Below are 13028 nucleotides of genomic sequence, written 5' to 3'. Positions count from 1 at the left end.
GGTATAATTATTCACCATAAGGTGCTCCTTTCTTTTGGTTTGTTTGGACCGGTTAATCCTATTCTACCAAAGTTTGGAGCACTTTTTTATGTTTTTTTATAAAATTGGTTCGAAATTCAGGATAATACTATTTAGAAAGAACTTTGAAATACATCATACGAGGAGAGATTTTATGACACATGGTTTAATTCATCATATTGAAATCTATGTTTCTGATTTAAATAAAACCACCCATTTCTGGGGCTGGTTCTTAAATGAGCTCGGATATACCTCTTATCAAAATTGGGAAAATGGACAAAGCTGGAAATTAGAAGAAACTTATCTCGTATTTGTGCAAGCGGGAGATCGTTTTTTAGATATCCCCTATCATCGATGTAGGGTTGGTCTAAATCACTTAGCCTTTCATGCGGAATCCCGGGAATTTGTAGATGAAATGACTCAAAAGTTACAGCAGAGAGGAACTACCATGCTTTACCCCGATTTATATCCATATGCCGGCGGCGAGACTCATTATGCCGTTTATTTTGAAGATCCAGATAGAATAAAAGTAGAATTGGTGGCACCTTAATTTTTCTATTTAATAAATCTACTATGATTATTTCCTTTTTAACATGAATAATCCATAAAAAAGCAAATCTTGATATTAAGGTCTGCTTTTTTATAGATAAGAAATAGTTGGCTGACCGGTTAACACCTTTCCTCTACAAACACTCCAATTTTGTCTAAACAGTTAAAAAAATAACAACAGGAACAGTAATCAAACTCAGCATAGTTGATAGGAAAGTTGCTGCGGAGACATTGTTTTCTTGTACTCGAAATTGAATCGCATACATGGTTGTATTGGCAGCGGTTGGCGTAGCCGCTATGATAATCATTATCTGTTTCGTTAAATCATCCAGCGGCAATTGCCATACAAGAAGAAATGCTAATAAAGGAGACAGTGCTAATCGCATAACAATGCTGAAAGAGAGAGCTGTCCAATTCACTTTTTTAATAACCATATTCGCTAATTGCATCCCTAAAGCAATCATAATTACCGGAATAGCAGCATCTGCTATAAAATCAATTCCATGCCTCAGACTTCCCAAGGGAATATGCATCCAGTTGAATAAAATTCCAAGTATCGCTCCATAAATCATCGGCATCCGTAATACTTGTCCTACAGCATCTATACTTCCTACATTAAATGGACTCCCTTTGGCAGCATAATAAACCCCTACTGTACTCATTAGTAATTGTTGCAAAACCATTAATACAATGGCCACTTTCATCCCTTCTTCGCCAAATAAAAAAAGAACCAGCGGGGTACCATAATTACCATTATTCATAAAAGCACTTGATAATATTAACCCGCAGCGCTCTGCTTCTGAGTATCTCAATATTTTGGTAAATAACGTAATGATTAAAATACTACAAAAACAAAGACCCAATATAAAAATAACAAAGTAGATAAGGGAGCTATCTATCGTCTGGGAATAAAATGTACGGAAAACTAAAAAAGGAACAAGTATGTAAATAGTCAGCCTTGATATCATTGCTGTATTTAACTTTAAAACAGATTGGCCAATATAGCCGACTGCAAACACAAAGAAAATAGGCAGCATAATGGACAGAATAAACATGTCATCACCTTATTTATATCATTTTGTTTTATGGACTGATAACAGGGTTATCCTTTTGCGGATAACCCTGTTATACAATCATCAATCGAATAATTATGACTGAAAGACAATTAATTTTTCTTCGGTCATTTCTTCCATTGCATACTTCGGACCTTCTTTACCAGTGCCGCTTTTCTTCACCCCACCATATGGCATGTGATCCACACGGTAACCGGAAGTATCATTAATAATCAATCCGCCCACTTCTATCTTCTCAGCTGCTTTCATTGCAAACCGCAAATCGTTGGTGAAGAGACCAGCCTGCAGCCCATACTCCGAATCATTCACTTTTTCAATCACTTCATCTTCTTCACGATACGTGTCTACAGCTACTACTGGTCCAAAGACTTCATTTCTGCATACTTTCATTTCTGGATCTACATTCGTCAAGATTGTCGGCTGGTAGAAAACACCTTCCCGTTTTCCGCCTGCTTGTAATTTCGCACCTTGACTCACAGCTTCATTTACCCAATTTTCAACACGTATAGCTTCTTTTTCAGCAATCATCGGTCCAATATTGGTTGAAGCATCCGCAGGGTCGCCAACTTTTAGAGCTTTAGTTGCTTCAATCATGTTCTCCAAAAATAATTCGTAAATGTCTTCATGGACAAAGACGCGTTGCACAGAAATACAAACTTGCCCAGCATTATTGAAGCTTTTTTGTGCTGCTGCTATAGCACTTCCTGCAATATCCGCGTCTCGATGAACAATGGTCGCAGAATTATTTCCTAGCTCTAACGCTACTTTTCGGATCCCTGTACTTCCACGAATTAGCTGACCTACTCTCGGACTGCCTGTAAAAGTATACATGTTTATTTCCTGATTGGCGGTCAGGTACCCGCCAATTTCCGATCCTTCTCCGGTTAATACATTTAATCGCCCGGAAGGAAGTCCCGCTTCTTCAAAGATTTCTGCCAATAATATTGCAGAAAGAGATGTTTCTTCAGCCGGTTTTAATATCACACTATTTCCCGCAGCCAGACCCGGACCGACTTTATGACAAACTAAATTTAGAGGAACATTAAATGGAGTGATAGCAGCCACTACTCCCACAGGTGTTTTCATCGTTACCGCTTTTCTATTCTCTGAACCGGGGGCCGATTCGACAGGTACACCATCACCATGAATACGCTTTGCCTCTTCTGCAGAAACTTCTAAAGTTAAAGCAGCCCTTTCTACTTCTCCAATAGATTCCCCGATAGGTTTCCCTACTTCTTGGACGAGAACATTCGCAATCGTTTCTTTTTGTTCCAGTAATAGTTCGGAGGCTTTCGTTAAAACCTCAAAGCGCTCATATGGTGAAAATGGTGTGTTTAAAGCTTTCTTAGCCGCTTCTACACTGGCATTCACATCGCTTTCTTCTGCAACAGATATTTCAGCAATGACTTCTTGTGAATATTTATTTAATACTGGCAGTTTTTCATTCTTTTCCGTCCATTGCCCTCCAATGAAAAGACCATACGAATTCTTTAATAACACATTATTCATCATAACGTCATCTCCTTATTATATAATGTTACTACCTTTTTGCTTTTAATAATTCCTGTGCTTTTCCATTGCTCCCAAAGACTTGAATCTTTTCCTGCACCTTTTTCTTTAAATATTCTTTCCCGTTTCCTAAAGAATTTGCCAAAACAATTTCATCCGGATCCTGTTTAAATGTAGCTTTCACTCCATTTGTAAATGCCTGACGTAATTCGGTATCTACATTAATTTTGGCAACGCCTAATTGAATTGCCTTTTGGACCTGCTCATCCGGTACATCTGACCCGCCGTGCAGAACTACCGGACGTTGTACTGCTTTGGAAATGGCGTCTAATCTTTCAAATCGTAAGTTAGGTGTTTGTTTATATAAGCCATGCGCCGTACCAATAGAAACAGCTAAATAATCCACATCGGTTGCTTCTGTAAAGGCAACCGCCTCTTCCGTTGTGGTAATAAGCGCATCTTTTTCATCGACAGAAATATCATCTTCTGTTCCGCCGATCTTGCCAATTTCTCCTTCAGAACCGATATGCAGCGCTTTTGCTACCTGTACCACATCATGAGTAATTTGACTGTTTTCTTCAAAAGATCTTGCAGAACCATCAAACATAACGGACTGGAATCCCAACTGTACAGCCTGCATCGTCTGATCAAAACTTCTGCTGTGGTCTAAATGAATCGCTACCGGAATCGCAAACTGTTTTGCATAGATATCAATTAATGCTTTCATCGATTCCATACCTAACGTTTGGATAACCTTTTGACCTACTTGAATCATGATTGGTGCCTGTTCTTCTTCTGCCGCTTCTAAAATCCCTAAAATCGTTTCTGCATTATGTGCACTGAAAGCTCCGACACCATATCCGTTCTTATAAGCATGCTGAAGCATTTCTTTTCCGTTGATAAATGGCATACCTGTCCACTCCCTATCTTTTTAATTCAATACTATATTGATATTTATCACTACGATACCTTGTTTTCGTATATTCAATGGGACGATCATCCATTCCATAACTTACTTTTGTCATTTCCAAAAGCGCCTCCCCCGGACGAATTCCTAAATAATCCGCTTCATCCATCGTGGCATTAATAGCTCTGATAGTTTCTTTTGCCTGTTTCAAATAAATATGATGCTGCTCTAAAATTTCATAGTAATGTGCTTCATTCAGATTATGTGTCTGCAGTAATTCTCCAATATCCTTAGGCCAGCAAGATCTTTCTATCGCTATTGGAATATCATCTGCCAATCTGATTCTTTCTACCAGCAGAATAGGATCTTCTTCCGGAATATCTAACATATCCTTTTCGAAAAAAAATGTTGATTTAAACTCGCTTCGCAATACTTTTGCTCTTGGAATTTGCCCTCTTTCTCTCGCTTCTTCCGTAAATCCTTTCAGTTTTCCCAGATGTCCAACAAGATTTTGAGGTCTGACAATCGTTCCTCTCCCTTGCTTTTTTTCGAGTAAATTGTCCTGAACAAGCAAATTGATAGCCTGTCTGATGGTCGTACGGCTGACATCGAATTCTGAAATTAATTCTTGTTCTGTCGGAATAAGCGTGTCCGCTTTCCACACCCCTTCTTGGATACGTTTATACAATTCATTTTTTACTTGTAAATATAAAGCCTCGCCTTTATTTGGATTGAAATGGCTCCTTAACATGACTATCTCTCCTAGGAATCGGTGAAGGATAAGCAAGAAGGTCATCTCCCATTAATGGTTCCAACCATTCATAGTATGCTTGGGGATTATCAATAAAATAATCCGGGAGCAATCTTTCCCCCTCTTGAACTACTTCCTTCAAATCGACTGATATTTTACTTATATTATAGTCGAATTGCTCCGTTCTTTGTAGGGAAACCATGATTTTATTTTTACCTTCTTTTAACCATCTGCCTCCACAGGTTCCTATTTCATAAGCTTCTCGATAGTCTACTGGCGAAACGAAAACCGATGAACTGCGCTGGTTCATTCCCAACAATTCTGCTCTGGCCATGACATGTAATTCTTCTTTTAAAAAAAGCTCTATTTCCGAGGAAATGCCGCCAAGTATAGCCCTTCCATTAACCATTTCTTTTTCAATTTGTCCTGTTCCTGCATCTGCCCACTGCACTCCTTCACTCACTACAATGACGGCATATCCATATTTCTGAACCGCCCTGTCAACTTCTTGCAAAAGTGTCTCTTTCTTTACGGTTTTTTCCGGAATTAATATAGCATGCGGACCATCTTCTTCGTATTTACGGAGGAATCCGGAGGCCAATGCAAGCCATCCAGCATTCCTCCCCATCGTTTCTAAAATCCGGACTTGTTCAAAATTTCTCATGGAATAAAGATCTCTGCTGATATCCCTCGTTGTTTGCGCAACATATCTGGCAGCACTGGCAAAACCGGGTGCATGGTCTGTTGCTCCGAGATCATTATCTACTGTTTTTGGCAGCCCGATAACCTGTAAATCATAACTTCTATTCGCCGCTTCCTCTTCCATTTTGCTTAAAGCTTCCATCGTGCCATTACCGCCAATGACAACCAGCGCATCCGCCTGTATTTTTTTTAATTGATCCACACATTGCATGATATAGTCATCTTCTAAAGGAAACCGTCCGGACCCCAAACATGCCCCAGGTACATGTTTATTTTCTATTACCCATTTATTCATCTCTTCTGTTCCATCCCAGAAATTGCCGTAAGTAAGTCCTTCATAACCATTCCGTGAATAAATAAGTTTGTTATCTTCCATGGTTCCTTCAACAAAACCAGCTAATGTTGCATTAATTACAGAAGTTGGCCCCCCAGCCTGTGCGATTACAACCTTTTTCATAGGCTTACTTCTTCCAACTGATTGGTATACACCACAGTTTCTATGCCTAGCTGCTTTCCTAACTCAATTAATTCGTCTGCCACATCTGCATAGACAAGTGCGTAATGTGGTTCAAATCCTTCATCCATTAAATCATAAAGCGTATCGGTTACTTCTGTTTCCAATTTTACTTCTACAGAGGTGCCGTTAAAACGCTGCGGTGTATCCAGTGCCTCTCCGGACATAATCAGCATGCGGTATCCTTCCGGTGTATAGCTGACTCTGAAAATAGTAACTCTGCCTGGTTTCAAACCAAATTCCATGGTAAAACCAAGTTTTCTATTAGGATGCACTCCTGGACGAGCTCCCGTTTTCGGATTGGCTAAAGAATATGCTCCTGCTCCACAATGCCAAAATACAACAGAATTGCTTTCCTCGTTCACATGTACCATATCTCCTAAATAAGGTGCGCTGCCTTTTGACAGCTGTTGAAGAATCGACATAGAGATAGCACCGTGGATGTCTGATTCACATGCGGAAACAATACCATCTTCCGTAAATTGCGATAAGGTGGAACAAGCAGCCGCTCCTAATTTATTGAAGAACTCTGGATAGCAGCGCACCGCTGTTCCAGTTAGTTCCTCCTGGTCAATTTGTTCTTTTACATAGGTCGTGAATTGCGCAAATCTTTCTACCGTTTCATCCGACCTGTTTAAACCGATGACTTGCTTCTCTGCTCTCTCAATAGCCCCAATCCATTTTTCCCGTGGGAGTTCCACGCATTTCTCAAATGCTTCATTCAAATCAAAATACTTCACCGAAACACCTAGCTGTTCTCCAAGTTTTGCTTCATTGGTTCCTGAGAAAAAGAAACCAGGAGGATGATCTCCAAAAACACCAATTTTAATATTTTGAAGCTCACTGACTACCTTTTCTACTTCTGATTTTTGTTTATTACTGACTTCCACTGGACTATTAATGACCTTTACATGTTGTTCTTTCTCTTCACGAACTCCTTTTAGATAGTTCATTAATCTATCTTTTACCTGTTGTTCTTCGGCATTACCAAGTATAAAATCATAAGGATGTTTCGCTCCTTTTAGATGGTGACTGGTTGCATTTCCGCCCGTTAAAGAGTTCAACCTTAATCTGCCGCCCACACTCGGTTCTCTGACACTCCAGACAATAATTGGCGCTTTTACTATTTGAATAAGTTCCTCCACAGCTGCTGCATCAGCAAATGTTGCATGTTGATAGACAACGTAGGATACATCACCTAAATCCTCTTTTTTCAGAAATTCTATCATATCCCCCGTATCCGTGATAATCTCTTCCGGTTCTATAACAATATCTGCGAGTGTATTTAATAGTTTTGAACTTTGTTCCCTTTGCTCCTCACCAGCTTTTAAATCAAATGTTTTTCTGCCTATTGGAATATATACTACTTTGGTAGACATTCTTTTTCCTCACTTTCCAAAAGTATTGAATAGAAACTATTTCCTCTCTAGCAGACACTAGTTAACCATGAACGGCTGTATCTTGTTGATGATTATTCAAAAAATCTTTCACATCTACCTTCTCACCAGTTCTTAACGATTCTTCTGCGGCCAACCCTACTACTATGGACCAAAAACCTTCTTCTACAGTAGCTGTCGATGTGGTTTTACCCAGAATATTATCTACAAAATAAACATGCTCATAATAAGTTGCACCACCATGACCGCTTTTCTGAATTTCTGTCGGATAAACCGGCGTAGAAGTTTTAGAAGGACTTCCTTCCCCACGAATAATTTCCAGATAATTATCCGGCCCTTCCAGCGGTACAAACCGCTCTGTTTCTGATGCTTTTAAACGTCCCTCATTCCCGCAAAGAACTAGTTCTTCATAGAACATTGGTGAAAACATGGATAAATTAAAATTACATTGGATGCCATTTTCATATTTCACAATCACAAATCCACTGTCAATAATGTCAGAATTCGCTCCTTCATATTGGAAAGATTGAAAGTTTACTGCTTGACTGCCTGTTGCATACACCTCTACAGGCTTCGATTGTGCAAATAAATTAAATAGATCGAAGTAATGACAGCATTTCTCTACAAATGTGCCGCCAGATTTTCCACTAAATTTATTCCATTGGCCGACTTTATCAAGGAATGGTATGCGGTGTTCCATAATAGAAATTGTTTTGATGTCACCAACCGTCTTTCTTTCCAAAGCTTCATGTATTGCTTCTACATAGATTGGTTTATAGCGATATTGCAAACCAATCTGAAAAATATTGGGATAGTCTTTGGCAATCTCCATGATTTCATAAGCATCTTCCAAATTTGTTGTCATTGGTTTTTCCAGAAAGATATGCTTTTTTGATTTCGCTGCCACCCGAACGACATCAATATGCGTATAATTCGGCGTGCAAATCAATAAGGCATCTGCTTCCGGATCATTACATGCTTCTTCCAATGATTCAAATACTTTTATATCTCCTGCTTGCAGTTCATTCTCAAAGACATCTTTTGCCTGCGCAATACTTTTTTCATTTGGGTCATATAATCCATTAATAGTTGCCCGACCTTCCAACAACGTTACCCTCATATGCTCTTGGCCGATATTGCCTGTTCCGATTAAGTTAAATTTTAATTTAGCCTGTTTCGGAGCAGTTAAATAACGATCCTCTCCAGGTAAATAATCAAATTTCGTTTTATCAAAGCCCGCTAAAATATCTAATTCTTCTCTTTCTACTGTCATTTTTCTATCTCTCCCTTTTCTGTTTTATACGACAGTTTAGCCTGCCCTCTATGATTTGATGCTCTTTTTATACCGTTTCCAGTTTCATATTCTCTCCTATAATTCCCGGATGAGCGCCTTTAGAAATAAGCGGTATCCTTTCCGGATGAGCGAGCAGCCATTTATTTTTCATAAACAGCAGCTCATCTTCTTCTGTGATAACCGGCTTCTCAAAAGAAATCGGTTCGTTCGTTCCTTTTGGTAAAACAACAATGCATTTAAATCCTTCTTCATGTACTTTACATGGTGCAAAGTGTAACGTTGTCTGATATATCTCAATCATGGTTCCTTCAGGCAAAAAGAATATATCCACATTTTCTGCATTGTAATTATTATCGCGGATGTCTCCAGTATGTCCCAGAATGAGCATTAAGTCCGTAACCGCAATATTGATTTCACTGCTCTTGTGGTATTCCAAGCCATTTAATTGACTGTTAGGACCATTGCAATAGCCTGCTTGTATCTCCATGCCTCCATATAATGTTTCTTCCATTTCTGTTTTTAACGATGCATTCTCTAACGATGCCTCAGATGCTACATATCGGTTGCCATCCTGAGGAATATCGATCCCCTCCATCGTTTTCTGCCAATCCCCCCAATCAAATCCCGATAAGACTCTACCATATTTTTCAAATGCTTCTGCTGTAATAGGGTGAATGGTCTGGTTTGGATTATTTTCTTGCAATTTTTCTAATAGATTTGGCATCATTTTCCTCCTTATAAGGCTATGCTTCTTTCTTCAACTGCTCTTCATGACTGCTTATCAGCTTGTCTGCATATTTTTTATTCCATGATTTAAGCGAAATCAGGTAAAGAATAATGGTTATAATAATCAATGCTATCGTTGCCGGCCAGAACCATCCTGACACAATATTCTCCTGTGAAGCTACACCAATTGGCGAAAAGAGAATATAACTGAATACCATCGCACTGAGCAACAGCGTTGTTACCGGAATTGCATATTTCCAAGGAACCATGCTGACTTCTGCATTTGGTTTGAATACAAATGGTTTCTCTAATGGTTTTATCCATCCGATTATCAGCATCAATGCTACTTCAAGGACAAACATCAACCCTTGAATATGGATGAAATTAATTGCCAGTTCTGTATTAAAGAATGTCGGCAGTCCCCAAATCAAGAAATAGTACGTAATAACATGCAATATAATCGTAATTTTCGGTGCGATAGATGGCACCCGTTTAGAAAAGATTCCTACCAACACAATCGCGATAATTGGAATATTAAAGAATCCTGTAAATTGACGAATAATTGTCCATAACCCATCAGGCGCATTCATTAATAACGGCGATATGAAAAATGTTATTAAAGCTAAAATCGTCCCAAACCACTGACTGACACGAATCATTTGTCTGTCGTTGGCTGTTTTATTAATAACAACTTTATACACATCATAAACAAATAAGGTAGAAGCACTGTTTAATAGAGAGTTAAAACTGGAAAATACAGCACCCAACAATACTGCCAGGAAAAATCCATTTAAAAATGTTGGAAAGATATCACTGATTAAAGTCGGATACGCTAAATCCATTGTTTCCAGTCCCGGACCATACAGGTGGTAGGCAATGACCCCCGGAATCATCATCAAGAAAGGTACTAAGATTTTAAGAAAGCCTGTGAATAAAGCACCTTTTTGACCTTCTGCTAAACTTTTGGCACCGAGTGTTCTTTGAATAACATATTGGTTCGTACCCCAATAGAACAGATTTGCAAATATCATCCCTGTAAAAATGGCACCAAATGGAACACCATCATCACTGGAACCGATTGCATTCATCTTTTCCGGATTCTCTGTCGTAATCGTTTTCATTCCTTCAAATAAATTACCATCACCTAAAGCTATAAAACCAAGAACCGGTACAAGTAAACCTACAATCAATAAACCAATGCCGTTTATTGTGTCCGAAATAGCAACCGCTTTCAAACCTCCAAAAATAGCATAGATAGATCCGATAATACCGATAACCCACACAGTCACCCACATCGATTGTTCAAAACTGATTCCAAGCATATTGGGTATATCAAATAATTGCAACACCGCAATGGATCCCGAATAAAGTACAGAAGGAATGGTAATCAATCCATATCCCAGCATAAACAATAACACAATTAATATTCTCGTACCCTGATCAAATCGGTTATTGATAAAACTCGGAAGCGTTGTAAAAGCGCCACCCAAATATCTTGGAAGTAAAATCAAAGCTAACATAATTACTGAAAACCCTGCCGTCACTTCCCAAGCCATATTGGACAAGTTTGCGCTATAACCTTGTCCATTCAAGCCAATAAGCTGTTCTGCAGATAAGTTTGTCAAAATTAATGACCCAGCAATAAATCCTCCTGTTAATCCTCTGCCTGCTAAAAAGTACCCTGCTGAATCACTGACCGTATTCTTTGTTTTTTGATAAGAATACCAAGCCACCAGCCCCATAAAGAAAGCACATGTTATTAATGTAAACGCCATACTTCCCATCCTTGTTCCTCCTTTAAAATAATATGATTTCCCTATTCTCCTACGTCTAACTGTATTGCTGCCCGCCCATCTTTTTCTAAACATCACCGCTTATTTTGTTTTTAATAAATACAAACTCAAATCCTCTAACATCATTACGTTTAAACAAACATCACTATCTTTTAAAGATATTATAGTGTAAACGTATTCAAAAAAGCAACCCCTTTTTTTATTTTTTTCAAAAAAATATGTAAGCTTGGTTTAGAAGCTTACATAAATCATTATTTATAAACAAAAAATTGTTATTTTCACTTTCTTTCATACATCCCCTTCAAACTAGGATACATCTTCAAATACGTTTCATACATCCCTTCATAAATCTCATGATGAAACATATTTGGTTTATATATTTTATCTTCGGTGCTTACTAAAAACTGTTCGAAAACAGCATCGTGATGTTTAGCCCAACCTAGCTGCACAAAGGCTGGAACAGCGATACCCAATGCAGGCATATATGCACTATCTGCAGGTACTCTCACTGAAACACCCATCATATCCGCTAAGATTTGGCACCAAGCAGCGCTTTTGGAACCTCCCCCCATTAACGTTAGAAAATCCTTGTCCCCGGAATCAATGATGAGATCCGTTAATTGTTTGTAGGAGAAACATATCCCTTCCATTACCGCTCTAGCCATATCGCTTTTGGAAGTTTTCGGTCCAATTCCCCAAAAAGCGCCTTTTGCATCCGAATCTTGAACTGGAAACCGCTCCCCGTGTATATAAGGAAGAAAATATAATCCATTACTTCCGACTGAGGCACCTTTTACTAATGCTTCAAACGCACTATTCTTATCCTCTGTCCCTTCACTTGCGAATGTATCTACAGCCCATTCATGTACATTTCCTGCATTAAGCAGCGGCGCAATGCTGATTGTTAAATGTGGAACGATGTGTGCTAAATGAAACATACCTTGGATATGATGGTTCATGTTTTCTTGCACCATCGCTGTCCACCCAGTTGTTCCGAGATAAAAATAGGTATCTCCTTGTTGAACTGCTGCTGCTCCCATTGCTGTTGCACCTGCATCACCGCTTCCGCACAACACAGGGGTGTGTTGTAAAAACCCAGTCTCTTCCATAGCCGATTGTGTTACGTATCCGACTATTTCCCCGGAATCATATAGATTTGGAAGTTTGTTTGCATCAAGTCCGAATGCTTCCATGATTTCTGGCATCCATGCACGTGTATGTAGATTCATCATGCCCGTCGTTGCTGCCGTTGTTGGATCTGTGACAAACGTATTTGTTAATTTATAAATGCTAAAATCTTTTGAACTGAAAACAAAGCATTGGGTGTGTTCCATTATCTCGTCCTTATTATTTTTCATCCAAAGTAACTTAGCTAATGGCGTAGATGAGCGGATAATATTTCCTGTTTCCGCTTGAATATTTGGGAACCTTTTCATAATGTGCGCTGCTTCCTCCCCAAAACGGTTATCAGAATATAGCATGGCTCTTTGATTCGGATAGGCTGGTGAAATCGAAATAACATCTTCCATTTGTCCCGTAAACGTAATCGCAGCAACTTGCTTGGCTTCAATGTTTAATTCGGACCACCACTTTTGCGTAATCTCTTTCATCCCTTCCCACCAATCAGCAGGGTTTTGTTCTACCTCTCCATTTTCACCATAATAGGTTTCTACCGTCGTATCATATTCCCCAATAATCTTAGCTTGCTGATCAATTAAGACTCCTTTTACAGCTGTCGTACCAATATCAAAAACCGCAATATATTTTTTCAAATCCTCACCTCTTTCAGCTGAGC

11 protein-coding genes are annotated in these 13028 nt (G+C 38.9%); 1 reads left to right on the top strand and 10 read right to left on the bottom strand.

Annotated elements, in window-relative coordinates; all coding sequences use genetic code 11:
- Positions 1-172 precede the first annotated feature (172 nt).
- Positions 173-568, top strand: coding sequence for a VOC family protein (locus tag ACFQ19_RS18965; protein ID WP_379594266.1), 396 nt, complete (start codon positions 173-175; stop codon positions 566-568).
- 154 nt (positions 569-722) lie between these two features.
- On the opposite strand, the gene ACFQ19_RS18960 is transcribed toward ACFQ19_RS18965, so the two are convergent.
- The 10 genes from ACFQ19_RS18960 to ACFQ19_RS18915 all read right to left on the bottom strand — a co-directional run bounded on the left by ACFQ19_RS18960 (position 723) and on the right by ACFQ19_RS18915 (position 13005).
- Positions 723-1622, bottom strand: coding sequence for an AEC family transporter (locus tag ACFQ19_RS18960; protein WP_379594265.1), 900 nt, complete (start codon positions 1620-1622; stop codon positions 723-725).
- Positions 1623-1715: 93 nt separating this feature from the next.
- On the bottom strand, positions 1716-3149 hold the full coding sequence (locus tag ACFQ19_RS18955; protein ID WP_379594268.1) for an aldehyde dehydrogenase family protein: 1434 nt from the start codon (positions 3147-3149) through the stop codon (positions 1716-1718).
- A gap of 31 nt (positions 3150-3180) precedes the next feature.
- Positions 3181-4059: a class II fructose-bisphosphate aldolase gene (locus tag ACFQ19_RS18950; RefSeq protein WP_379594264.1), complete on the bottom strand. Its 879-nt coding sequence runs from the start codon at positions 4057-4059 to the stop codon at positions 3181-3183.
- Between the two features lie 13 nt (positions 4060-4072).
- The gene (locus ACFQ19_RS18945) at positions 4073-4807 is read right to left on the bottom strand and encodes a GntR family transcriptional regulator (protein WP_379594263.1); all 735 of its coding nucleotides are present in this window, start codon (positions 4805-4807) and stop codon (positions 4073-4075) included.
- On the bottom strand, positions 4779-5966 hold the full coding sequence (locus ACFQ19_RS18940) for a diphosphate--fructose-6-phosphate 1-phosphotransferase (RefSeq protein WP_379594262.1): 1188 nt from the start codon (positions 5964-5966) through the stop codon (positions 4779-4781). The genes ACFQ19_RS18945 and ACFQ19_RS18940 overlap by 29 nt, the downstream gene beginning before the upstream one ends.
- On the bottom strand, positions 5963-7402 hold the full coding sequence (locus ACFQ19_RS18935) for an L-fucose/L-arabinose isomerase family protein (protein ID WP_379594261.1): 1440 nt from the start codon (positions 7400-7402) through the stop codon (positions 5963-5965). Before ACFQ19_RS18935 ends, ACFQ19_RS18940 begins: the two co-directional genes overlap by 4 nt.
- Before the next feature lie 61 nt (positions 7403-7463).
- Entirely contained in the window at positions 7464-8693 is a 1230-nt protein-coding gene (locus ACFQ19_RS18930; RefSeq protein ID WP_379594259.1) for a Gfo/Idh/MocA family protein, read from the bottom strand.
- 67 nt (positions 8694-8760) lie between these two features.
- Entirely contained in the window at positions 8761-9438 is a 678-nt protein-coding gene (locus tag ACFQ19_RS18925) for a DUF4867 family protein (RefSeq protein ID WP_379594258.1), read from the bottom strand.
- A gap of 19 nt (positions 9439-9457) precedes the next feature.
- Entirely contained in the window at positions 9458-11224 is a 1767-nt protein-coding gene (locus ACFQ19_RS18920) for a solute:sodium symporter family transporter (protein ID WP_379594257.1), read from the bottom strand.
- Between the two features lie 287 nt (positions 11225-11511).
- Positions 11512-13005 (bottom strand): xylulokinase, encoded by a 1494-nt coding sequence (locus tag ACFQ19_RS18915; protein ID WP_379594256.1) that lies wholly within the window; start codon positions 13003-13005, stop codon positions 11512-11514.
- Positions 13006-13028: the final 23 nt, after the last annotated feature.

The sequence above is a fragment of the Oceanobacillus locisalsi genome, assembly GCF_042675985.1.
GTDB classification, from domain to species: Bacteria; Bacillota; Bacilli; order Bacillales; family Amphibacillaceae; genus Oceanobacillus; species Oceanobacillus locisalsi.
Note: the sequence above shows the minus strand (reverse complement) of the source record. Positions and strands in the feature narration are given on the sequence as shown.